General features: G+C 39.1%; 18 protein-coding genes and 1 pseudogene. 17 read left to right on the top strand and 2 right to left on the bottom strand.

Features of this window, described 5'->3' with window-relative positions; genetic code table 11:
- The 7 genes from DCC39_RS13670 to DCC39_RS13640 form a co-directional block, all read left to right on the top strand.
- A partial coding sequence (locus DCC39_RS13670) for an AMP-binding enzyme (RefSeq protein WP_205948515.1) occupies window positions 1-577 on the top strand: 577 nt, incomplete at its 5' end.
- A gap of 196 nt (window positions 578-773) precedes the next feature.
- Window positions 774-1,322 carry a helix-turn-helix domain-containing protein gene (locus DCC39_RS13665; protein ID WP_116555457.1) on the top strand — a complete coding sequence of 183 codons (549 nt, stop codon included), beginning with the start codon at window positions 774-776 and terminating at the stop codon, window positions 1,320-1,322.
- A gap of 78 nt (window positions 1,323-1,400) precedes the next feature.
- Window positions 1,401-2,708, top strand: coding sequence for a hydroxymethylglutaryl-CoA reductase, degradative (locus tag DCC39_RS13660; RefSeq protein WP_116555456.1), 1,308 nt, complete (start codon window positions 1,401-1,403; stop codon window positions 2,706-2,708).
- An 855-nt stretch (window positions 2,709-3,563) separates the two neighbouring features.
- Window positions 3,564-5,621, top strand: a complete 2,058-nt coding sequence (locus tag DCC39_RS13655) for a hydantoinase/oxoprolinase family protein (protein ID WP_116555455.1) — start codon at window positions 3,564-3,566, stop codon at window positions 5,619-5,621.
- A gap of 45 nt (window positions 5,622-5,666) precedes the next feature.
- The gene (locus DCC39_RS13650) at window positions 5,667-7,793 is read left to right on the top strand and encodes a hydantoinase B/oxoprolinase family protein (RefSeq protein ID WP_116555454.1); all 2,127 of its coding nucleotides are present in this window, start codon (window positions 5,667-5,669) and stop codon (window positions 7,791-7,793) included.
- Between the two features lie 13 nt (window positions 7,794-7,806).
- Entirely contained in the window at window positions 7,807-9,012 is a 1,206-nt protein-coding gene (locus DCC39_RS13645) for a CaiB/BaiF CoA transferase family protein (RefSeq protein WP_116555453.1), read from the top strand.
- A gap of 2 nt (window positions 9,013-9,014) precedes the next feature.
- Window positions 9,015-9,791, top strand: a complete 777-nt coding sequence (locus DCC39_RS13640) for an enoyl-CoA hydratase/isomerase family protein (protein ID WP_116555452.1) — start codon at window positions 9,015-9,017, stop codon at window positions 9,789-9,791.
- 149 nt (window positions 9,792-9,940) lie between these two features.
- Here DCC39_RS13640 and DCC39_RS13635 read toward each other — a convergent pair.
- Window positions 9,941-10,977: pseudogene (locus DCC39_RS13635) on the bottom strand (IS630 family transposase).
- A gap of 125 nt (window positions 10,978-11,102) precedes the next feature.
- Between DCC39_RS13635 and DCC39_RS19850 the strand changes: the two are divergent.
- The 7 genes from DCC39_RS19850 (at window position 11,103) to DCC39_RS13600 (ending at window position 19,091) form a co-directional block, all read left to right on the top strand.
- Entirely contained in the window at window positions 11,103-11,273 is a 171-nt protein-coding gene (locus tag DCC39_RS19850) for a hypothetical protein (RefSeq protein ID WP_116555451.1), read from the top strand.
- A gap of 461 nt (window positions 11,274-11,734) precedes the next feature.
- The gene (locus tag DCC39_RS13625; RefSeq protein ID WP_165820877.1) at window positions 11,735-13,849 is read left to right on the top strand and encodes an acetate--CoA ligase family protein; all 2,115 of its coding nucleotides are present in this window, start codon (window positions 11,735-11,737) and stop codon (window positions 13,847-13,849) included.
- An 18-nt stretch (window positions 13,850-13,867) separates the two neighbouring features.
- Window positions 13,868-15,052 carry a CaiB/BaiF CoA transferase family protein gene (locus tag DCC39_RS13620; RefSeq protein WP_116555449.1) on the top strand — a complete coding sequence of 395 codons (1,185 nt, stop codon included), beginning with the start codon at window positions 13,868-13,870 and terminating at the stop codon, window positions 15,050-15,052.
- 27 nt (window positions 15,053-15,079) lie between these two features.
- Window positions 15,080-16,237, top strand: a complete 1,158-nt coding sequence (locus tag DCC39_RS13615) for an acyl-CoA dehydrogenase family protein (RefSeq protein WP_116555448.1) — start codon at window positions 15,080-15,082, stop codon at window positions 16,235-16,237.
- Between the two features lie 27 nt (window positions 16,238-16,264).
- On the top strand, window positions 16,265-17,440 hold the full coding sequence (locus DCC39_RS13610) for a TAXI family TRAP transporter solute-binding subunit (protein WP_116555447.1): 1,176 nt from the start codon (window positions 16,265-16,267) through the stop codon (window positions 17,438-17,440).
- Between the two features lie 53 nt (window positions 17,441-17,493).
- A complete protein-coding gene (locus tag DCC39_RS13605; RefSeq protein WP_116555446.1) occupies window positions 17,494-18,264 on the top strand; it encodes a citryl-CoA lyase in 771 nt (256 codons plus the stop codon).
- A gap of 47 nt (window positions 18,265-18,311) precedes the next feature.
- Entirely contained in the window at window positions 18,312-19,091 is a 780-nt protein-coding gene (locus tag DCC39_RS13600) for an enoyl-CoA hydratase/isomerase family protein (RefSeq protein ID WP_116555445.1), read from the top strand.
- A 45-nt stretch (window positions 19,092-19,136) separates the two neighbouring features.
- On the opposite strand, the gene DCC39_RS13595 is transcribed toward DCC39_RS13600, so the two are convergent.
- Window positions 19,137-19,862, bottom strand: a complete 726-nt coding sequence (locus DCC39_RS13595) for an IclR family transcriptional regulator (RefSeq protein ID WP_116555444.1) — start codon at window positions 19,860-19,862, stop codon at window positions 19,137-19,139.
- Window positions 19,863-20,065: 203 nt separating this feature from the next.
- Between DCC39_RS13595 and DCC39_RS13590 the strand changes: the two genes are divergently transcribed.
- The 3 genes from DCC39_RS13590 to DCC39_RS13580 all read left to right on the top strand — a co-directional run bounded on the left by DCC39_RS13590 (window position 20,066) and on the right by DCC39_RS13580 (window position 25,171).
- On the top strand, window positions 20,066-21,844 hold the full coding sequence (locus tag DCC39_RS13590; protein ID WP_116555443.1) for an acyl-CoA dehydrogenase family protein: 1,779 nt from the start codon (window positions 20,066-20,068) through the stop codon (window positions 21,842-21,844).
- Window positions 21,845-22,026: 182 nt separating this feature from the next.
- Entirely contained in the window at window positions 22,027-23,625 is a 1,599-nt protein-coding gene (locus tag DCC39_RS13585) for a long-chain-fatty-acid--CoA ligase (protein ID WP_240613654.1), read from the top strand.
- A gap of 4 nt (window positions 23,626-23,629) precedes the next feature.
- Entirely contained in the window at window positions 23,630-25,171 is a 1,542-nt protein-coding gene (locus DCC39_RS13580; protein ID WP_165820876.1) for an AMP-binding protein, read from the top strand.
- The last annotated feature ends 240 nt before the right edge of the window (window positions 25,172-25,411 follow it).

Below are 25,411 nucleotides of genomic sequence, written 5' to 3'. Positions count from 1 at the left end.
TGGTAACTATTGGATGGAACCATTTTCATCCCAAGTTTGTGACCCGGCGGGTCATGTATGTTTAGATAAAGAAACTGGGGCACCGTTAAAAACGGGTGAAGAAGGTGAAATTGTTATCGGTGGCTATAGTGTCATGGAAGGATACTATAATAATCCTGAAAAAACAAAAGAATCATTTACTCAAGATGGAAAGTTTAAGACTGGTGACTTAGGCGTAATGCTTGAGGATGGATCAATTATATATAAAGGACGTTTAAGAGAAGCAATTAGGTTGAAGGGTTTTCTCGTTTCTCCTAAAGAAATTGAGGATTACATTTGTTTAATGCAGGAAATTGACATCGTCCAAGTTGTTCAAGTTGCTGTTGATGGCTTCGAAAGGTTGATTGCATTTGTGAAAGTAAAGGACGGTTATGAGTTGTCTGAACACCAAATTTTAGATTATTGTAAAGTTGGTTTGGCAGACTTTAAGTGCCCTAATGAAATCCTGTTTATTGATGAATTTCCAACAACAGCCGGATCGAATGGAGAAAAAATTCAAAGAAATAAGCTTCGTGATATCGGTAGAAAAATTAACTAAAGTGAAATAGTAAATACTCAACGATACATATGAGAACGCCTTGATCTATCTTTCGGTATAAGCTACCATACTGGATAATAATCAGGGCTTTTTTGATTTCAGATAGAATCTACTTACAATTTTACACTTCACGGTTTTTAGCTTATCTGTTATATTTTAAGATTGTAAGAAAAATAGATAGGAGAGAGTATTAATAATGGGATCTAAAGAATTAGGCAAGAGAATTAAACTAATGCGAACAAAGAAAAAACTTACACAAGCATCCCTTGCTGAATTAGTGGGCATTACAAAAAGTCATATTTCAAAAATTGAAAATGGGGTTGCGACACCTAGTTTAGTTACACTTTCCAAGATTGCCGAAGCATTAGGTTCTCCGATGTCTTGGTTTGTTATTCAAGAAGAGCATGAGGGATTATCAATCGTAAGAAAAAGTGATCGCAATGAGAATGTTGCTAAGAATGAGATTGGTTATGAATATGAATTATTAGCTAATAAAAACTTTATGAGTAATATTAACCCAACCATTGTTACTGTTTTAAAAGGGGCAGAAGAAATCGAACCTTATGTCCATGATAATGACGAGTTTATTTATGTTATTACCGGGGCTATTCAACTAAAGTATGATGGAAAAACTTTTAACTTGGTTCAGGGTGACTCTGCGTATTTTTCTGGAAAGAAACCACATATATTTATTAACAATAGCGACGAAGTTTCAAAGGTACTTACAATATATGTCGAAGAATAAACTATAATCTTTTCTTTTGAATTATCTTTTTTTATAAAAAATTTCTTTACAGATAATCAATTTTATTATAAATTGATTATGTCACCATTCAACAAAGTTGAATTTAAAGAAACTAAATTGAGGGAGGATTTTATGAAGGGTTCAAGAGTGAAAGGTTTTTATCAATTGTCTGTAGAGGAAAGAGTAAATCTTATTGCGAAGGATGTAGGTTTAACACATGATGAAGTAAATATTTTGTCTAATGGTATGTCGCTAGATTTGGCTGACGCAATGGTGGAGAATGTGATTGGACAAATTAGTATTCCATTAGGGGTGGCTGCTAATTTTAAAGTAAATGGTAAAGACGTATTCATTCCGATGGCCACGGAAGAGCCTTCCGTTATTGCGGCAGCAAGTAATGCAGCAAGAGCCGCATATGATTTAGGCGGCATTTATACAGCAACATCTGGAACAATAATGCGCGGGCAAATTCAAGTGTTAGATATTTGTGATCCTTATGCTGCAAGGGCAAGAGTCTATGAGAATAAAGAAGAAATTATAGAACAATGCAATTTAAAAGACCCTACTTTGGTGAGCTTAGGAGGTGGCGTAAAGGATATTGAAGTGCATCTCATAAATACGGTAAAGGAAACAATGTTAGTTATCCATTTAATTGTTGATACAAAAGATGCAATGGGAGCAAATGCAGTAAATACAATGGCAGAATATGTTTCCCCATTCATTGAAAAAATGACAGGTGGAAGAGTTGTTTTACGTATTATAACGAATTTAGCCGACAAAAGAGTCGTTAGAGCGAGAGGCGTATTTTCTTCGGAGATGCTAGGGGGAGAAGAAATCGTTAAAAATATTGTAAGCGCTTTTGAATTTGCAGATGCAGACCCCTATCGCGCAGCAACACATAATAAAGGAGTAATGAATGGGATTACATCCGTTGTTCTAGCGACTGGAAATGATACACGGGCTGTAGAAGCAGGAGCACATGCCTATGCTTCAAGAACTGGTAGATACCGATCTCTTACAACTTGGGAGCTTAATAAGGAAGGAAATTTAGTAGGAACCTTAGAGGTTCCAATGGCAGTCGGGATTATTGGGGGTGCTACGAAAACACATCCGGTTGCCCAAGTTGCCTTGAAAATAATGGGGGTAAAAACAGCAGAGGAATTAGCTGGAATGATTGCGGCAGTGGGATTAACAGAAAATGCGGCAAGTTTACGTGCACTATCAGCAGAAGGGATCCAAACTGGTCATATGCGTTTACATGCTAAAAATTTAGCGATTATGGCTGGTGCGAAAGGTGATCTTATTGAAAAGGTAGTGCAAAAGGCGATTGAAGAAAAGGATTTTCGTTATGATCGTATTTTAGAGATTACTAATTCGCTTAAGTGAGGGGGGCGAAATATGTCAAATCCCAAAAATTCTGGAGTCAATCAAGAGAATGCGCGGGACAAGGAACAATTTATTGAAATTTTGGGAGATACGATTTCTAGTAAACAGCTTATTTTTGAATTGTAGCGAGTATGGCAACTAGTCTAGGGGGATATAAGTTAGGGCAATATATCTTTCTCAAAATAGCGGATCCCTAAATGGTAAATTCGTATTCTTTATTATTAGGTATTAGTACTGTAATTGTTTTCATTTAAAACAAAGCGAATGGTTAGTTTCATTTCGATAAGTATGTGTAATTTCGAGATTAATTTCAAGCCACTTGGACTCAGATCGGCGATCCTATGCTTCCCCTTCATGCGTGTCTACAGAACTTCTATTTAACTCTATGATTTTAAAATATGCAAGTAGCTGCTCTTCAAATGTATAACGAAAAGATTCATGACTTATAGTGAAACGTAATTACAACTCTTATCTTATTTCAGCAGAATAGTCGCTTATTTTACACGAAAGAATTATGCATTATTGAGTTACAAAAAAAGAAAACGTATCTTTTAAAGAACAAGTAAACTTTCTGAATAAGCCGACTCTATGTGCAGTTTTAGTAATTTATTTGTAGAACATTCAAAAAATAGAAAAAGTATTTACTTTATAAAAAGAATATAATATAATCAATGTGTATTTTATTCAACAAAGTTGAATAAAATGATACAACGGAGTTTTTAAAGGTCTATTTTGACTGTTTCAGCCAAAATATCAATCTAGTTGGTTGACAAAATATTGAGTGGGATGGTTTTGATGTAAAACTTTTATTTTCTCAACGGAAACCATCAAAAAATTTATTCGGAGGTGTATTCAGTGGGGTATGAAGTAGGTATTGACATCGGGGGTACGTTTACAGATGTTGTTGTAACGGGTACAAACCAACTTTGGACAGCTAAGGCACTCTCTACAAAAGATATTGTAAGCGGTATCTTAGTTGGACTAGAGGAAGTGTCAAAGAGAATGGATATAGGTGTTCGACAGCTTGTGCCTAAAATTAACCGATTTGTATTGGGGAATACTATTGTAACCAATGCAATTGATGAAATGCGTCTCGCAAAAGTTGGGTTATTAACAACAAAGGGGTTTGCTGATACGTTACGTATTGCACGTTCAGCTCGTGGGAGCGAGTATGACCCCCATTTACAAAAGCCGAAACCTGATATTGTTGATCGACAAAACATTGTGGAAATTACTGAGCGCGTCGATGTGAACGGTGATGAAGTTGTTAAATTAGATGAAGAACAGATAAGAAATGAATTAAAAAACCTTTTAGATAAAGGAGTTCAAGCTATCGCTGTATGTTTCTTGTTTTCGTTTAGAAATCCTAAGCATGAGCAGCGTGTAAAAGAAATTTTAGCTGAACTTGCTCCTGAAGTGCCTTGTACTTTATCTTCAGAAATTGCTCCAATGTATAGAGAATACGAAAGAATGGTAACAACGGTTCTTGACGCTGCCGTCAAGCCAATCGTAGAGCGCCATTTCGAAGAATTGGAACGCAAATTTAATAAGTATGGCTTACAGTGTGAAATTAAAATTATGCAAGTCAACGGAGGCTTCGCTTCAATTGGAGATGTTATTAAAAAGCCAATTTATATGTTCAATTCTGGTCCAGTAGGAGGAGTAGTAGCTTCAAAAGCAATTGGTAACAAGTTAAATATTGATAAAATTATCACGGCAGACATGGGTGGTACGACCTTTGATACGTCCTTTATTTCTGACGGTGAAGCGAGAATCGTTCAACGTGCAGAGATTGGTGAATTTTCTACGAGCTTAACTGTCGTTGATATCGAAGGGATCGGTGCAGGTGGGGGTAGTATTGCCTGGTTAGATAGTCGAGGTTTACTAAGAGTAGGTCCAAAGAGTGCAGGGGCAAATCCAGGACCAGTATGTTATGACAATGGCGGAACGGAACCAACTGTCACGGATGCTGCGGTCGTATTAAATCTACTCGATCCAAATTATTACCTAGGTGGAAGTGTGGAAATTAATCGTGACAAAGCGGTTCAAGCTATAAAAGACAAGCTGGCTGATTCATTAGATCTTTCCATTGAAAAAACAGCATCAGGCATTTACCAATTAACGATTCATCAAATGGCAAATGCAATTCGATCGATTACAATTAATCGTGGATATGACCCTCGTGATTTTAGTCTCGTTTCATTTGGTGGAGCGACTGGATTGTTTGTTGCTGCCATTGGTCATGAACTCGGAATTAATGAAATTATTATTCCGAAACAAGCGTCCGTTTTTTCTGCTACAGGTCTCTTACAGGCAGAAGCAATTTATACAACTTCAAAAACAGCACCATGGACTTTTAACCAATCCATTGACTATTTGAATACAGTTTTTAACGAATTGGATCAAAAAGCACTTGAATGGTTTGAAAAAGAATCCATTCCTGAAGAAACTCGCATTCTTATTCGTGAGGTAGATATGAAATTTAACGGTCAAATTTTTGAAGTTGCAACAAGAATTCCTAATGGAGTCCTTACTGAGGAAGATAAAACAGTTATCCGTCAATCATTCATTGAGGATTATGAGAAAGAATTCGGAGCAGGGACCGCTTGGGAAGATGCAGAAATCCTTCTAGTTAATGCACGCATTCGCGCTGTTGGTGGTTCTAAAGAAGCAGCAGGGAAGCAAATGAAGGAGCTTAGAACAGGAGTAGAATTGCTTCGTAAAGATATGAGAGATGTTTTTGAACCGATGTCAGGTGAATTACTCAATATACCAGTTTATCGAGATGGCATCGAATCAGCCGTTTCGGGAACGTGTATCTTAGAGTTGCCAGATACGACAATTTTTGTTCCTAAAGGAGGTACATTGGAGCCACTTGATTCATTGGATGGCTACCGTCTTGTCCTTAAATAGTTTGGCTAACAATTAATTTGAATAAAATAAATAGGAGGTTGTTCCATGAAAAATTTCGATCCAGTAACATTGGAAGTATTGCGTATGCGGCTCAATAACATCGTAGAAGAAATGGGCATTGCAATGATACGTTCTTCAGGTTCACCAGTTATTACAGAAGCTGGGGATTTTAATACGGCCATTTTTGATAAAGAAGGAAGAGTGCTTGCTTACTCTGATTACGTTCAGTTCCACATTGGCTCTGGGAGCATTGCGATTCAAAACCTTTTGAAAGCGATTACCTTAACCGATGTGAATCCAGGTGATGCGTTTATTAGTAACGATCCGCATACTTCTGGTTCTACTCATCCACCTGATGTTACGTTACTTTCACCAATATTTTATGATGGTGAAATCATCGCATGGGCACAATCGCAAGCACACTTAATGGATGTTGGGGGAATGACACCAGGTGGTTTTGCACCACAAGCAGTTGATTGTTTCAGTGAAGCGATCCGCATGCCGCCTGGCACAAAGATTTATGAGAACGGCCGTCCAATTGAGTTTGTAAAAAATATGATTTTAAACAATCTTCGTCTACCTGTTCTTTTCTGGAATGACGTTCGAAGTCTTGTTGCAGCTAACAATACGGGAATTAAGAGACTGACTGCTACGATTAATGAAGTTGGTAACCAAAAGTTTTGGGATTATACGCAAAAATCAATTGAACTAGCGGAAGAAGTTGTCCGCAAACGTATTGAAAGCATTCAAGAGGACGTCTATGAAGCTGAAGAATGGACAGAAAATAATGGGCACGTGGATGAACTTTATCGCATTCATTGTCGAATGGAAGTAAAGGGCGACGAAATTACCCTTGATTTTTCGCAATCTAGTAAGCAAACAGACGGATTTGTAAACTGTAGCTTTGGAGCGACTTTAGGAAGTGTTGCTTCAGCAATTATGCCCGTATTGGCATGGGACATACCATTTAACTATGGGGTTATGATGCCTTTTACGATTCATGCAGAAGAAGGCACCATTGTAAATCCAGTTGTTCCTGCACCTGTTAGTAATGGACACTTAACAACAGGAGGAAAGGTTACACGTGTCATGATTAAGGTGTTAAATCAAGCTTGTGCAAAATCAAGTGACGAAGTTCTTAACCGTCGTACACAAGGTCAATGGTCTGACTCTTGGACTGGTGGAATAACTGCGGGTAGTTCAGACAAAGGTGACTATTTCGTACTTTTCAACATGGATGGCGGTGGAATGGGAGCAGGTGCACAGTACAATGGAGATGGACTTGACTCTTCTGGGATGATGACACAGGTTAACAATGTTCTACCAGACGTTGAGAGCAACGAAATGATGTATCCTGTCCTTTATTTATGGAAAAAGCTAGACCCGAAAAGTGCTGGACCAGGTTATTTTAGGGGTGGACTTGGATTGGACTTTGCATGGACGCTCTGGGGTTGTGAAGAAGCGGTTCAAACTGTTTTTTCTCCAACTTCCCAAGTTCCAGCTGAAGGTTATGGTGGCGGTTATCCAGGTGGGAGCAGCCAGCACATTATTAAACGTGAAACAAATGTGAATGAGCTATTTAAGTCAGGACAAGTGCCAGATGCTAATTCTCTAATAAGTCAGGAGGATGAACTACTTGCAATTAATGATAATAGCTATGTGAAAGTGGGCGATGTTTTCGTTCAAAATAATGCAGGTGGTGGTGGCTTTGGTGATCCACTATTAAGACCATTATACAAAGTAGAATATGATGTACTCAGCGGTTATGTAACACCAGAAATAGCAAGATTTGCATACGGAATTGTTTTCGTAGAAAAAACACTCGAAATTGATAAAGATAAGTCGGAGGCAAATCGTCGCAATTTACGAGCAGAAAGGATTAACGTTCCGGTTAGTGAGGTAAAGGAAGTTCGTTTGGACAGTAGAGATTCAGAGCAGAGTATTGGTACTTTGAAGAGGTCAGACGGAACCTATGAATGTAAATATTGCTGTACCCACTTAGGTTCCTATGAGTTTGAGTGCGCTGAAAAAGTAACATCAAATATTGCTGATAAATTGGGTCAATTTGGAGTTCGGGTACGTCGTCGAGAAACGAAGCCTTCCATTTCATTAATAGAGCAATTTTGTCCTGGTTGCGGTACTGCAGTCAGAGCAACAATCAAGGTAGGATGAAAGGAGTTTATTCATGAAACCACTTGAAGGAGTAACAGTCATAGATATAACAAGAGTTGTAGCTGGACCTTTCTGTTCCATGTTATTTGCAGACCTAGGTGCAACTGTTATCAAAGTGGAGGATCCACAAGCCCCTGATTATACTAGGGGGTTCCCTCCTTTTATTGGAGAAGAGAGTGAAGACACAAAATTTAGTGCATTTTTTGCTCAGTATAATCGTAATAAGCTTGGTGTCACAATTAATTTACGTGAAGAAGAGGGCAAAGAATTGTTAAAGAAATTGGTTAAAAAAGCAGATATTCTTGTTGAAAACTTCAGACCAGGGGTTATGACCAAATTAGGGGTTGGCTATGAAGTCCTTAAGGGAATTAATCCAAAACTTGTTTATACTGCAATTTCTGGTTATGGACAAAACGGGCCATATATTAAGCGCCCTGCCTATGATAATAGCGCTCAAGCAACAGGTGGATTATGGTCGATGAACGGCTTACCTAATCATCCCCCGTTACGTGTGGGTACGATTATAGGTGATTTATCCGCTTCTATGTTTGGTTCATTTGGAACGCTTGCAGCTTATATGCATGCCCAACGAACAGGAGAAGGACAAATTGTTGATATTTCACAACAGGATTCGGTGCTTGCTCTGACAGAGTCCGCTGTGGTTAATTATACAGTTGGTGGAAATATTCAGGAACCTTTGGGTAACGAGCATCCATTTGTTCGTCCATATGAATTATTTAAGTGTGCCGACGGCTATATTTTCTTTGGAGGATATACAGATAAATTCTGGAAAATCACTTGCAGTTTTTTTGGTGAACCCGAATTTGCCACTGTTCCGGAAATCGATACGATGGATAAACGATTCGATAAAGAAACTTACGCTACAAAAGTAAAGCCAAAATTAGAAGAGTGGTTTGCTCGTTACACAGTCGCTGAATTGGAAGAAGGTCTGGCTGACGAAGTTCCTCTTTCACCAATTAAAAATATTAAACAGGTAGTTGAAGACCCGCAAATTAAAGCAAGAGAGATGATTATCAGAAGCACTTATCCAGGAGGATTAATCGAGATGTTCGGTTTACCGATTAAGCTTAGTTCGACCCCTGGCGATCCGACAGGCTTGGCACCAAAAGTAGGCGAACACAATGAGAAGATTTTTGGTGATTTACTCGGTTTGTCTATTCAGGAATTGGAAGATCTAAATAGAAAGGGAGTGATTTAAAATTGGCAATTTCTTATGACGTACAAGACGGGATTGCCATTATTAAATTTAACAATCCTGCAAAATTGAATGCTTTAACCTTAGCGATGTACGAAGAGCTAGCTAACTCGTTCAAACGGGCAGCTGGCGATCCCAAAGTGGCAGTCTGTATTTTAACGGGTGAGGGAGAAAAGTCGTTTTGCGTCGGTGCAGATCTTGATGAATCGATCCCCTTTCTCATGGAAGGGAACCATGATATTTCAGAGTGGGACGATACTCATTTGAAGAACACGCAGATGTTTAAACCAATTATTGGTGCAGTGAATGGGTATTGTTTTGGTGGAGGACTAGAAATCCTACTCTCAACAGATATCCGAATTTCTTCCAATACTGCTTTATTTGGGTTTCCAGAGGTAGGGATTGGTGTTGTACCAGCTGGTGGCACATTGGTAAGATTAGTAAGACAAATCTCTTATGCTAGAACGATGGAATTGATTCTCACTGGGAGAAAATTTTCAGCAGTAGAAGCTCTGTCTTACGGGATTTTAAATGAAGTCGTTGAACCATCAGAATTAATGGATCATGCATTATGTTACGCGGAAATGATTCTTGACAACAGTGCCAATGCAGTTCAAGTAGCCAAAGAATCCGTGATTCGATTAATGAGTTTACCAATGGAAGCAGCGTTTCATGAAGAAGCACTTTGGGGACAAAGAGCTTTTACAAATAAAGATGCAGAAGAAGGGATCAAGGCATTTTTTGAAAATAGAAAACCTAAATTCCCTTCAAAAAATTGGTAGTTTCTAATAGAGGATATACTATGTCTGTTTCTACTTCTCGTGTTGAAGGATTTTATCAAGAAACTATATCATAACGGCTTAAGAGAGTTATTGACTTAACGGGTTTAGATAAGTCGGGAACTATATAAAATGAACTTTTGAATGTAACGTTAAAATTTGACAAGAAGCCGGTCAATCACTTTCCAAGGTCTTTGATTGCTTTTATCCATAAAAGCAGTGACGTGTTTATGGATGAGGTAAAACTTGCTGAAAAAAACATTGTTAATTACGTCTTCCTTCAGCCACTTCCAGAGTCCTTCGACCAGGTTCAGCTCCGGACTGTATTTAGGCAGAAAGATGAAGTGCAAACGGGGGTGCTCTTCCAGAAATGCTTCAATGGATTTGGCTCGGTGCATCCTGCTGTTATCAAGGATCATAACAATTTCCCCATCCGGATACTCATTTAGGATGTCTTCCAGAAATCGTCTAAAGGATAAGGAGGTATTGTCCTGTTCTTCACGGTGGGTGATCTGCCCGGTTTCATAGTTTATTGCTGCATACAGCTTGGCCTCCTTATGTTGCCCGTAAGTAGGAATCTTGCGCCGTTGCCCTTTTGGAAACCAATTGTATTGAAGAGCTTGATAAGCACGGATGAAAGCTTCATCCTCAAACAACAGGTGATCAATCATGCCATCTTCAAGCTTTTTTTTAGAGCCGGAAAGGTTTCCTCTTTAAACTTTCTCTGTTCTTCCGCATCAGCTTTAGCCAGTGTATAGGTGGCTTTCGTATAGCTGAATCCAAGCCGGTGGAGCATCTTTTACACACCTCTAGGGGTAAAGGATTGGTTGAATTCCCTTTCAATCCAGGAAGCAATCAAAGGCAGCGTCCACGTATATTTCGCTTCAAAGCCAACATCAGCTGGTACCTTATTGATAATTGTGTCTGCCAGCTGGTCCTGTTGTTCTTTTGTTAATTTTTGAGGTTTTCCTGGAGATTTTTTTAAATTAAGCCCTGAAATACCGTCTTTTTGATAGGCAGCCCAATATCGGCCTACCGCTTGGCGGCTACGGCCTATGACTTTTCCAATAGCGGGAAGCGTATGGCCTTCCAAACGAAGTTTAACAGCAAGATAACGTTCGTAAAGTCTTTTATCATTAGTGGATCGCATGGCTTCTTCAAGCAGTTTGATTTCATTACATTTAGTCATTAATCTCCCGTCCCTTCTCGAGTATTAGTATTCTATACCCGGTTAGAACAGGGAGTAATGTAGTTTAGTTCATTTTATATAGAATCAGATGATGGATTAAGTTTGGAATGTGATTAGCATTCCCCCTGCCATTAGGAATTGCAACAAATTTAATTATAAATGAGCAAGATTACATTATATCAATGGCTGTTGAGGAACCATTTGTTGTAGTCGCATTCACCGAACAACATTTTCAATGGTTTATTGTACATCTGGCTTCTCCCATCCCTGATGCTGATGTCCAAAAAATTATATAACAGGAATTGGATACACCAGTCCCAACCTTCCAATACCACAAAAAAAGTGAGGTGTCAATTCATTCCGTGTAAACATTACAAAACTAATCACTTTCAACAAAAGTTGTCAACATGTTTTTTGCAAGAGTCAAGTTAAAAAAGATTCCAATCTCCAATTAATGAAAATCGCCATCTTTTTCGTGTATGTTAATGCGAAATAGCTCGGCGTTTTTTTATATGTAGACTAACTTTTTCCGCTCATTTTAAATTCAATTAACTAGCTAAGCATAGTGATGATTTTCGTTAAAACATTCAGAAGTTATAGACAAATAGTTTTGGATCCGATATCCTAATAGAAAAGGCTTTTTAACCAATGAAAACGGTTACTGTTTCTATTTCCATGAGTATTGAAAATTTACTGAAATTTTTTAAGGATGTCTACGTCAAATTTGATAGGTAACTTGAAAGAACGGAGGGAAACAATGCGAAATAAAGAAGTACTTGAAAAATTTTTAAATCCAAAATCAGTAGCGGTTATTGGAGTTTCAAAAGATTTTTCATCCATAAGCGGCAAACCACTTAAAAATCTTATTCGGCATCACTATAAAGGGGCGATTTACCCTGTCAATCCAAGATATGATGAGATAGGTGGCATCACTTGTTACCCTAGTATATTAAATGTTCCGGGTGAGATTGATGTGGCGCTTATTGCGGTATCGCAAGCAAGAATCATGCAAATTTTTGAAGAATGTAAGCAAAAATCGGTGAAACATTTGATTCTTTTTGGAGCGGGTTTTGCCGAGGCTGGTGAAGAGGGCCGAATTCTTCAAGAAAAATTGCTGGAAGAAGCGAAGAGGGCAAACATGCATCTGCTTGGGCCAAACTGTATTGGTTTATTAAACGCGAAAGAAAGCATACCTTTAGGTTTCTCGACTTCCTTTGAAACGGATAAAGGCTTTGTGACAGGCAATGTCGGGTTTGCCTCGCAAAGCGGTGCGCTCGGTTTTTCTCTTTTTGGTATCGCGCAAGAAGAAAACATTGGCTTCTCATACATTGTAAATACAGGTAACCAGATTGATATCCATACATTGGATTGCATGGAATATATGCTGGAAGATGAAGATACTACGGTTGTTTGCGGTTACTTAGAAAGCATACCGGACGGCAACATGCTCATTAATCTCGCTGAACGTTCAAAGCAATTGAAAAAGCCGTTAGTTTTATTAAAAGCAGGCCGTTCAGAACTAGGCAAACAAGCTGCTATGTCACATACGGCTTCCTTAACTGGGTCAGAGCAGGCTTTCCAAGCAATAGCAAAACAATACGGGGTCATAACTGCGAATGATATCGATGACATGATCGATGCGATGAAAATCTTTTCACGCGGCAAGTTGGCAAATGGCAACCGTGTCGTAACAATATCAAATTCAGGTGCAGCAGGAATTGCGATGGCAGACTACAGCGAAGAGCTCGGCCTTGAGCTAGTCACTCTATCGAAAGAAACCGAAGAAAAAATAAAACAGGTCATTCCGCCATACGGTTCTGCGATGAACCCTGTTGATATCACTGCACAAGCGTTGAAAGAACAGCATATATTCATTGATACACTTAAAATTGTCATCGACGATCCTGGCATAGACGCCATTATTGTTCAAACAACATTTGGCGGAGAGCTTGGAAAGAAAATTTGTGAAAAAATTGCAGAGATTGATAAAACAACAGACAAACCAATCATTGTTACCGTAACAGGATCGAAAGAAATAACAGGGCATGGGAAGGCATATTTGGAAGAAAAGGGGGTTCCCGTTTATACAACCTCATATAAAACAATGGTTGCTTTAAAAAGATTGGTTGAGTTCTCTTTAGCTTGTAAGGATACAGAAAAGAATGAGATTCATCATGCGATCACTTATCAAATTGAGTTTCCCGAATCGGGCGTTTGGACAGAGGAAAAGGTTAAACAAATTTTGGCTGAAATGAACATACGGGTTCCGAAAGGAACGGTTATTAAAAGTAAAGAACAATTAGAAAAAGTAAAGGATACGCTTTCATTTCCGGTTGTTTGTAAAGTAATATCAGATGACATTTTGCACAAAACCGATGCCGGAGGTGTAAAGGTAAATATAAGAAACCCACAAGAGCTTCAAAAAAGTTACGAAGACTTGATGAACTCTGTGAAAAAGTTCTCTCCCACCGCCAAAATGACTTGTGTGCTTGTGGAAGAAATGATTCAAGAAGAAGGCGTTGAAATGTTTATCGGGATAAAAGATGATCCTGATTTTGGATCACTCATCGTCTGTGGCCTTGGCGGTGTATTTATTGAAATATTAAATGATATCTCGATAAGAAAGACGCCAATATCCATAAATGAAGCGCACCAAATGCTAAAGGAATTAAAAGGGTACGCCCTATTGGAAGGTGTAAGGGGATCCGTAAAGCGCGATATTCAAGCGCTTGCAGAAGCAATCGTACAAATATCTAATTTCGCACATACTAATGAAGGCAAAATGAAGGAAATGGATATTAATCCAATATGGGTCTTTCAAGAGGGCAAAGGCATTGCGGCTCTTGACGGAATGATTGTTTGGAAAGAATAACAAAATGGAGTGAAAGCTGTGGTTACACCATTAGAAGGAATAAAAGTATTGGAATTGGCCCGGACGCTTGCCGGTCCTGTAACTGGTCAATTGCTAGGAGATTTAGGAGCAGATGTCATTAAAGTTGAACAGCCGAATATCGGTGATGAGTCTAGAAGATTTAGCCCGCCGGACTGGGACGGGGAAAGCTGTTATTTTTTAAGCTCAAATCGGAACAAAAGAAGCATTACGGTTGATCTCAAAAGTGAAAAAGGCAAGAAAATCATCTATGAGCTCGTGAAGAAAAGCGATGTTTTAATCGAAAACTTCCGTACGGGGGCACAGGAAAAGCTTGGAATTGATTATGAAACATTAAAAAAGATCAATCCTAGATTGGTTTATGTGTCGATTTCAGGATTCGGCCGGACAGGCCCTGAAAAATATCGTGCCGGATATGATCTTCTCTTGCAGGCGTATTCCGGATTAATGAGCACAACAGGTGAAAAAGGCAAACCATATAAAGCCGGCCCGTCAGTTGTTGATATGTCTACAGGTATTTTAGGTGCATTAGGGGCGATGGCTGCTCTCATGGCCCGGGAAAAAACGGGCGAAGGCCAGTATGTGGATTGCAGTTTATTGGATGGCCAGGTTATGATGCTGAATCATTTGGCTACAGGATACTTTGCAACAGGTAAATCAGCAGAGCCGATGGGGCAAGGGCATCATACGATTGTTCCTTACCAAGTGTTTAAAGCGAAGGACAAAGATGTGGTTATCGCCGCTGCTAATGATTCACTATGGCAAAAAATGTGCCAAGCATTAGGCTGGGAAGATTTATTGGAAATTGAAGAATACAAAACAAATAAACAAAGAGTCGCAAATAGGGAAAAATTGGTTCCCATTCTTAGCGAGAGAATAGAACAGCTTATAAGCGATGAAGTTTGCGGAAAACTAGATGACGTCGGGGTACCTTGCGGCCCAATCAATACAGTCGGCGAAGTCGTTACGTCGCCTCAAGCTGTTGCGAGGGGAATGATGGCTGAGATTGACCATCCAACCATTAAAGGACTGAAAACACCTGCTTTTCCGATTAAATTATCAGACACTCCTGCATCAGTAAGGCACTATCCGCCAAGACTGGGGGAACATACCGAAGAGGTATTGTCGGAATTGGGATTACAGAAAGATGAAATTTCCAAATTAAATGAGGAAGGCATTATTTAATTTTTTTAAAAAGGGAGAGATGAGAAAATGGATTTTCAATTAGATGAAGAGTTGTTGGCGCTCAAGCAGACGGTTAAGGACTTTGTGTACAACACGGTCGATCCGAGAGCAGATGAGATGGAGAAAAAAGACTATGTTCCAAAAGAAATTATGGATATGAGTAAAGAGATGGGACTCTTTGGATTGAGCATCCCTGCTGAATATGGAGGGTTAGGAATTGGTATGGTCGGCAAGGTGGCCATTTATGAAGAGCTAGGCAAAACAATCAACGGGTATACGACACTCATCGGTGGACATACAGGGATCGGCACAGTCGGCATTGTTGAAATGGGAAACGAAGAACAAAAACAAAAATATTTGCCTAAGCTCGCATCGGGTGAATATATCGGGGCTTTTGCATTAACAGAGCCCAGTGCAGGCTCGAACGCCAGCAATATAAAAACAACGGCAGTTCGCAAAGGCGATAAATATATTTTGAATGGTTCCAAGCATTACATTACAAACGGTAACATCGCCGATGTTTTTACTGTGATGGCGGTAACCGATCCGAGTAAAGGAGCAAAAGGGATCACTTCCTTTATCGTTGAGAAAGATTTCCCAGGTTTCATGGTTGGAAATGTTGAACAAAAAATGGGGCTTCACGCTTCACAATCGGTAGAATTGTTTTTTGAAGATTGCGAAGTTCCAGTAGAAAACGTGCTTGGAGAAGAAGGGCAAGGCTATGTAAACGCTTTAAAAATATTAGCGAATGGACGAGCTGGATTAGCTGCAAGAAACTTAGGATCATGTGTTAAATTAATGGAACTTACGTTAAAACATGCGATGGAGCGGGAACAATTTGGAAAACCAATTTTTGAACAGCAAGTGATTCAGCATTATTTTGCTGAAATGGATCTTGACATTGAAACTTTGAGAAGCATGACTTACCGGGTGGCATGGATGGTTGACCAAAAGATGAACGTCATTAAAGAAGCGGCGATGGTTAAACTGCTAGGTTCCGAAGTGTACTGTCGTATCGCAGATCAAGCTGTTCAAATACACGGCGGAATCGGTTACATGAGTGACTACCCAATCGAAAGATATTACCGGGATGCGCGCATTACAAAAATTTACGAAGGAACTTCCGAAATCCAAAAAAATATTATTGCAGCCCAAATAAAGAAAAATTACTTTAAAAATAATTGAAAATAGAGAATTAAGGGAGAGACGAGAATGGCAAAAAAATTATTTCTGTCTATTATCACTGTAATCTTTTTACTTGCTCTCGCAGCTTGCGGCAGTGACAGCGGGGATCAAAAAGCAAGTACAGAAAACAATAAAGAAGAGAAAACTGGAGGCGAAGCATCCCTAGATAAAGTCGCAGTAAGCGTGTACGATGTTGGCTCTTCAGGTTATGCAGAATTTTCGGCGGTTGCCAACGCACTCACTCAGGAATATGGCATGCAAATCCGCTTGCTTCCTTCAGGGAATGGGGTAGGGAGAATGACGCCACTTAGGGATGGAACAGCAACCTTTGGCCGCTTAGGTGACGAATACCAATTTGCATTTGAAGGAACAGAAGAATTTGCCGCAAATTCATGGGGACCACAAAATATGACAGTCATTTGGCCTTCGATGACACATATTAATGGTGTTGTATTAAAAGAATCAGGCATCGAAAAACCAGCAGATTTAAAAGGGAAAAAAGTTCCTCATATTACAGCTGGAGCATCTATTAACGTAAAAACCGAAGGATTTCTAGCTGCAGGCGGGCTTACTTGGGATGATGTGAAGGCCGTAGAAATTACGAGCTACGCTGCACAAGCAGATGCTTTGAAGCAAGGGCAAATTGATGTCGCTTTCATGTTGCCTGGTGCAGCAGCACTTCTTGAAGTGGAGCAAGCAAAAGGCATTCAATGGATGACTCTTCCTGATGATGTGAACTCAGATGAATGGAAAGCGATTCAAGAAGCAGCTCCGTGGCTTGTCCCTGAAAAGTGGGGAGTTGGTGCCGGCTTGAGCGAAGGACCGCAAACATTTATGGCGTATCCTTATCCATTAGTTTCGTATGCAGATGTTGATGAAGACATCGTTTATGAATTGATGACGAGAATTCACGATACCTTTGACAGTTATAAAGATGCTACATCAGGAACACAGCAATGGGGAATTGATAAAATTAATACAACTCCGCTTGGTGTCCCATTCCATGACGGTGCTGTGAAGTTCTTTAAAGAACATGACCTTTGGGATGATGAAAAAGAAGAACAAAATAATGCATTAAAAGAAAGGCAAAAGAAATTGGCTGAGGCATGGGAAACCGTCATTGATGAAGCAAGTGAAAAGGGAATTTCTGAAAGTGATTTCCCTGACTTTTGGTTCGAAAGAAAGGCAGAGCTTGTAAAGTAATAATAAAAAAATACGATTAGAAAGAAATATTACATTAGGAGTGGACAGAAACGATGGAATTCAAAACTAGCATTGGAAAGTCAACACCAGATAAAATTTATGTGCATGGCTATGATTTGACAGAGGATTTAATTGGAAAAATTACGTTAGCCGATATGGCATTTTTAGGTGCAAAGCACAGAAAGCCAACTGAAAATGAATCAAAAATGTTAAATGCCATTTTAGTTGCGATTTGTGAACACGGTTTTACACCGAGCTCCATCTCGACAAGATTAACATATCTCGGTGCGCCGGAAGCTGTGCAAGCTGCAGTTGCTGCAGGATTATTAGGTGCTGGAACAGTTTATCTCGGTGCGATGGAATATGTTGCGGAAATGCTTCAAAAGGCTTTCAAAAAACATGGTGAAGATAAAGAAATTCAAGAACTTGCCTCTATTGTTATTAAAGAAAGAAAAGAAAACGGCCTTCAGCTGCCAGGCTTTGGCCATCCAATGCACAAGCCGGAAGATCCAAGGACAACAAAATTATTTGAGATTGCTAAGGAGTTAGGGTTTTTCGGTAAAAATTCGAAGCTTCTAAAAGAAATCCACCGGCAATTTTGCGAATCGAAAGGAAAAACGGTCACATTGAATGCTGTTGGTGCAATCGGTGCGATCATGTCGGATATGGCATTAGATTATAAAGTCGTAAAGTCATTTGCTGTTGCTTCGCGTGCGGTTGGATTAGTTGGCCATATCGTAGAAGAAATCGAATACGGAAGAAAAGAAAGCATTGGCCAGCAAATCTATGATTATGTAGAAAGAAATACGGATTATACTGGTTGAAAGCTGCGCTTCGAAAGGGGATAATAATTTAGAAAGGGGAGATTTCCATGGAATTTCAATCGTTATTGACAGAGAAAAAAGGCGGTACATATATCATCCGCTTGAATGAACCAAGCAAAAGAAATGCGTTGATTATGGAAATGAGGCTTGAACTGCAAAAAGCTTTGGAATATGCCGAGCAAAATGATGAGATCAAGTGCATCATTCTAACTGGTGAAGGAAAAGCTTTTTCAGCAGGCGGGGATTTAACGGCACTTAAAGAACTGACACCGCTTCAAGGCAGAGAGAGGCTTCAAGCGTCGCAGCCGCTCATCTTAAAAATGCTTGAAATCGAGAAGCCGATTATTGCTGCCGTGAATGGTGCAGCTGCGGGGGCTGGCTTTAGTTTAACTTTATTGTGCGATTTAATTATCGCAGCTGACAATGCATTTTTCGTACAAAGCTTCGTGAATGTCGGGTTGATTCCTGACTTTGCGGCACTTCATTTTCTTCCTATACTCATTGGGCATCAAAGGGCGAAGGAATTAATGTTTATGGGTGAACGAATCACTGCAGAAGAGGCAAAGGAACTAGGTTTTGTAAATCGCGTAGTTCCGGCTGATCGTTTGCTTGAAGAAGCGGAATCATTCGCTGAAAAAATGTCTAAAAAAGCGCCGGTTTCGATTGGCATGGCGAAAAAAATCATGAACCAGCATTTAAACCGTGATTTACGGGTGCTCTTGGAAATGGAAGCGCAAGGACAAGGCATTGCGTTTAATACAGAAGACTTTAAAGAAGGTGTGCAAGCATTTTTCGAAAAAAGAGAGCCGGAGTTTAAAGGCAAGTAAAAGCAAAAACACGTATCTCCAGAAATATTGGAGAATACGTGTTTTTTAATAAAGTGATTTTGAGATCGCTTCAGTAGTCTCCAATAACAACGGGATATGCCTTTCCATCGCTTTTTTATTCCATCTGAAAAAAGGCCCTGAAATTGAAATGGCGCCAATGATTTTTCCTTTCCCTCCGAAAACCGGAGCGGCTAATGCTGCAACGTTTTTTGTTAGTTCTTCTTCATTTATTGAATATTTTGTTTCGGAGATCACCTCAAGCTTTTGAATAAGCAGTTTTTGCTCATCGTCTGGAAGAAGAGATAAAACTTTTTCTTGCAAATCTTTATCTAGGAATGCGAGGATAACTCTCCCGCTTGCCCCAAGGTGAAGGGGAATGCGATTTCCAATTTTCGTTTTTCTGCTGATTTCCTGTTGGCTTTCATGTTCAATGACACACACCCGGGTCAGCCCGCTTAGCATATAAAATCCAACTGTTTCCTGTGTCGCATCTCTTAATTTGATTAGTTGGGAATCGATAATAATCGGTATATCACAAATTAATTTATTTGCATAATCGATAAAAACGGTACCGAGTGAATACTTTTTAGAAGTTAAATCCTGGATTACCAATCCGTCCATTTTTAATGTCGTCAGGAGACGATGTGTAACAGGGGGTGAAAGATTCAGGCTTTCACTAATTTCTTTTATTCCCCTCGGACCAGAGGTGTCTCTTAAATAATTTAAAATTTTAATTGCGCGTTGCACCGTTGTTGATATTTTTGTGTCCATAATCAGGTAGGAATCCTCCAATACTTTTAGTACGCGTATTGATCGTTGTTTAAAGGTAGTATAGCACAATATAACCATTTAAATTTTCTTTCAATTGCCAACAGTCAATGATGTTTTAACTCATTGACTTCTCAAAAAGAGAATTTATAATTAAAAATATAGGAATTTGAATTCCGAAAAAATTTCAGAAAGGAATGTTATGATTGAACCTTGAAAAAACGACAGGAACTCCTAAATCTGAAACTATTGAAATGCCTGATACGAAAGGTATGAATTTTTTTGAAACCGATCCTAACTTACAATTTCTTTTAAATATGTATTTGCCTAAAGAGGACTTGAACAAAGCTTTGCCACATTTGAAGGAATTGGGAGAGATTGCAGGTGATGAACTTGACCAACTTTCTCGCGATGCCGATCGTTATACCCCCGAGTTAATGAATTATAATCACAAAGGCGGGCGGGTTGACGAAGTGAAATACCATCCTTCCTATACTCGCATGGAGGAGATTGGCTTTGAACAATTTGGCTTTGCGGCGATGTCAAATCGTCCGGGTGTGTTTGGATGGCCAACACCTTTTACGAAAGTTTTAAAATATTCATTTTGGTATTTGTTTGCGCAATCAGAATTTGGGCTTTGCTGTCCGATGAATATGACAGATTCTGCAGCTCGCATTTTGGACCAATACGCTAGCCCGGAAATGAAAGAAAAGTATTTTCCGCTTTTAACAAGCACGAATAAGGAAGAGCGCTGGTCAGCTGCCCAATTTATGACAGAAAAGCAAGGCGGATCAGACGTTGGTGCAAATACGCTAACAGCTAAAAAAGTAGGCGATCATTGGGAACTGTGGGGAGATAAATGGTTCTGTTCAAATGTTTCTGCGGATCTTGCATTGGCGTTAGCACGTCCTGAAGGAGCTCCAGAAGGGACGAAAGGATTGGCAATGTTTCTCGTTCCAAAAACATTGGAAAATGGCGAACATAACCGTTACCGCATTAATCGATTAAAAGATAAATTAGGAACAAGAGATATGGCATCAGGCGAAATTACATTTGAAGGTGCAGTGGCGTATGTGGTTGGAGAGTTGAATACCGGCTTTAAACAAATGATGTCAATGGTTAACTCATCAAGACTTTCAAATGCGGTTCGTTCTGCAGCCATGATGAGAAGAAGCTATTTAGAAGCAGCTGTTACCGCCAAAGGAAGACAAGCTTTCGGCAAAACGCTGATTGATTTGCCATTAATGAGAGAGAACATTTTTGAACAGATGCTGGATGCTGAAGCGGCTGCATCGATGATTTTCTATACGTCTGCTGTTTATGATAAAGCAGATAGCGGAAGCGAAGAGTATCAAACATTGCTTAGAGTCATGACGCCTCTGTTAAAAGGTTACATTTGCAAACGAGCAAGGTACATCACTGCCGAATCGATGGAAATCCGCGGTGGAAATGGCTATATTGAGGACTGGGTGAATCCGAAGCTTGTCCGAGATGCCCATTTGGGCTCAATTTGGGAAGGAACAACAAACATCATTGCTCTTGATATTATTCGTGCCTTTAACAAAGACAATGCAGATGTAGCATTTTTAAACGATTTGGACAGAAGGCTTTCTGATTTGAAGAATAGCAAGGTTCAAGAGGCGGCCGGCATTTTACGCTCGACGATCGATACATTTAGAAAGCAAGTCGACATCATCAAGCGTGAAAAAACTGCAGAACAAGAAATAGCAGCTAGAAGATTCATGGACAAAATGTTCCATATTTGTGCTGCAAGTGTATTGTTGACAGAAGCTGACTATCAACTTTCGAAAGAAAACAGCTACCGTAAATTATTTTTGTTTATTCATTATTATCAAAGGTATTTACTGAAACCGGAAGATACTTTTACTTTTGATAAGTCGTTGAATGAATGGTTGGATGAAGTAATGGATTGGGAGATTATCCCTTTTAATGCAATTGAGGAAATCTTAGAAGAAATAAAATAAAAAATCATCGTGATAGGGTGTGTTCCTTCAGCACCCTATCATCTTCTTATTGAAATATCTAAAAATTTAAATGTTTGTTTAAAGTCACTTTATTAAAAAATTATTTAAATGTAAACTAATAGTGATAATGGATCCGATATCCTATTCATTTAAAGAAAAACTTCTATAAGGAGTGAGTCATTTTGGAGAGATATTGGCACAAATTTTATCCAGAAGGAATCCCATATGAAATTGAAGTACCGAATTTGTCAATTTTTCAATTGCTGGAGAGAATGGAGTCCAAATATTTTAATCATTTAGCGGCCGTTGACGGAGAGCGAGCGTTAACTTTTCGTGAGTTAAAGAAGTCCTCAGAATACTTGGCATCTGCTCTCTTCAAACAAGGATTTAAAAAGGGTGACAAACTAGCTTTAATGTTGCCAAACAGCATCGAATATTTAATTACCTTTTTTGCCGTCCATCGATTGGGTGGCACCATCGTTCAAGTAAATCCGATGTACCAGCCGCATGAATTGGATCATATATTAAAAGATTCAGAAGCGGCTTGGTTTGTAGGATATAAAGAAGAAGCAAGAAAGTTAGAAGAAATTGGTTTACTTCATACTTTGAAAGTTTATTATGTCGATGGTGATGGGGAACAATCTTTTTATGACCTCATTCAAGAAAAATCTACCAGTCTTCCTGTGATTGATATGAATCTCAAAGAGGATGTTGCAATTTTTCAATACACAGGCGGAACAACAGGGAAGCCAAAGGGCGTTATGCTTACCCATTATAATATCGTTGCGAACTTGCATCAAACCTATGAATATGGAATAGAAGTTTACCGCGAGTCCGGCCACAGACTTTTAGGCATTGCCCCAATGTTTCACGCAATGGGAATGACGAGTATGATTCTATGCCTTTTCACAGGAGGAACATATATAGCAGTAAGAAGGTTTGAAATTAATCATGTATTCCAGCTTATTCGAAAACATCGGCCAACCCTTTTTCTTGGATCGCCGACAATGTATATCGCTTTGTTGAATTATCCGGATTTTAAACAGGAAGATCTGCAAAGTTTTCGATTGTTTGTAGGCGGTTCAGCTCCAATGCCGATTGAAATCATTAAGAAGGTTAAGGCAATATCTGATGCGTTATTTGTGGAGGGATATGGACTTTCAGAAGCAACTACCTCAGCACATAGAGGCCCTTTAAAAGGAAAAAACAAAATTGGCAGCATCGGAATCCCAATCCCTAGTACGGAGGCTAAAATTGTTGATATTGAGACAGGGACGCAGGAGGTTCCGCTTGGAGGTTCTGGAGAGCTTATTATTAAAGGCCCGCAAGTCATGAAAGGCTATTGGAAAAAGCCTGAAGCTACAAAAGAGACAATACGGGATGGCTGGCTCTATACCGGTGATATTGCAACAAAGGATGAAGACGGATATTTTTATATCGTTGGCCGCAAAAAGGAAATGATTATTGCGGGCGGTTATAACATTTATCCTGTCGAAATTGAAGATGTACTCTATGAACATCCGCTTGTAAAAGAAGCCTGTGTTTACGGAGTTCCGGATGCCTATCGCGGGGAAACAGTGAAAGCGGTTCTTTCTGTAAAAGGTGAAGTTGCCGCAGATGAAATCAAGGATTGGTGTACGGCCCGGTTAGCAAAATACAAAGTACCACGAATCATTGAATTTAGAGAAGAATTGCCTAAATCAACAGTAGGGAAAATCTTGAAGCGAAAGTTGATAGAAGAAGAAAAACAAAAATATGAAGGAGTTAAATTTGGGGGGTAAAAAGTTGGCGACCTTTGATGCTGTTCCAGCAATTATTACAGATTTGATGGCGGGCCATGCAAAATACACACCTAATAAACTGGCTCTTATTTTTGAAGAAAAGCGCATTTCATGGGAAGAATTAAATACGCGAATAAACAAAGTTGCAAATACATTGATTAAAAATGGATTAAAAAAAGGCGACAAAGTTGCTGTTTTTATGTCCAACATGGTTGAAAGCATTGAAATCATGTTCGGGATTATTAAAGCCGGCGGCGTGCTGGTTCCGCTCTCAACAATGTTGGAAGCGAATACATTGCTTAATATGATTCATAGCGCGGATTCTCAGATGTTATTTATTAGCTCAGATTACGAATTTTTAATTAATGAAATGAAAGACAAACTTCGTCTTTCGGATCATAACATTATCACAGTCGGCTTGGGCAGCGAAAAATGTATGAAATTTGAGACGTTCATCGCGAATGCTTCATCAGAAGAACCTAATGTGACTTTAGAATTTAATGATGACTGCATCATCCTTTACAGCTCTGGAACGACAGGGGTTCCAAAAGGCATTTTGCACACTCATTATTCACGCTTTATTTTTTCGATAAGGCTTGCGATTAGTAAAGGGATTGACCAACGGACGAAGATGCTGTTAACGACGCCCTTTTATACAAATAGTACTTGGGCCCCTATGCTGCCGACATTAGTTACTGGTGGAACAATCATTAGTATGAAAAAATTTGATGCTGCTCAATTTCTTAAATTGAGCGAAAAAGAAAAACCGACACATTCGTTAATGGTTCCAACTCAATATTATATGGTGTTAAATGAAAAGGATTTCGATTCATATGATGTGTCATCTTATAAGCGTCTTATTTCAGTAGCTTCTCCTCTTCATAAACAAATGAAATTAAAAATTATTGAAAAGTTTAATTGTGAATTCACGGAACTTTACGGGTTAACCGAAGGGATAGGAACCATTCTCTTGCCCGAAGACGTTTTGAAAAAGCCCGACTCAGTTGGAATTCCTACATTCGGTACAGATATTCGAATTATTGATGAGGAAGGAAAGGAATTGCCTAAAGGGGAAGCGGGAGAAATCGTTGGGTATGGCTCAGTCATGATGAAAGGGTATTACAAACTTCCAGACAAAACAAAAGAAGTGATGTGGATAAAAGATGGGAAAATATTTCTCAAAACAGGTGATATGGGAAAATTCGATGAAGATGGCTTCCTATATATTTTAGGAAGAAAAAAAGACATGATTGTCTCAGGAGGGTTAAACATCTATTCAGCAGACATAGAGAATGTCCTTGCTTCACACCGTGATGTCTCTGAATGTGCAGTGATTGGTATCCCACACGAAAAATGGGGTGAAACTCCGCTTGCCTTTGCAACGGTAAAGGATGAATCAAGAGTTTCTCACCAAGAGTTAAAAAACTGGCTTAATGAACGCTTAAATAAATATCAGCGAGTTCAAGACGTTGAAATTATTTCAGATTTCCCGAGAAATGCATTAGGGAAAATTTTAAAAAGGGAATTGCGAGAAAGATACAGTTAATCCTTCAAGACTAGCCCGTGTAAAAGTGTTCGATTCTTAAGACGGTTTAAGAATAACGAAAAAGATAGTACAGACAGATGTTGAAGATATGTCCGTAAATCCGGACAGTTTACAATAAATGTACAAATTAATAGACATAACCAAATAAACATATCTTAATAGCGCTCGGTTTATTTTTGGCATGAAAATTGCTTTATAAATAATCGAAAAAAACAAATAAATTTTTGTTAGGGGGATTAG

It is taken from the genome of Pueribacillus theae (assembly GCF_003097615.1).
Taxonomy (GTDB): Bacteria; Bacillota; Bacilli; order Bacillales; family UBA6769; genus Pueribacillus; species Pueribacillus theae.
Note: the sequence above shows the minus strand (reverse complement) of the source record. Positions and strands in the feature narration are given on the sequence as shown.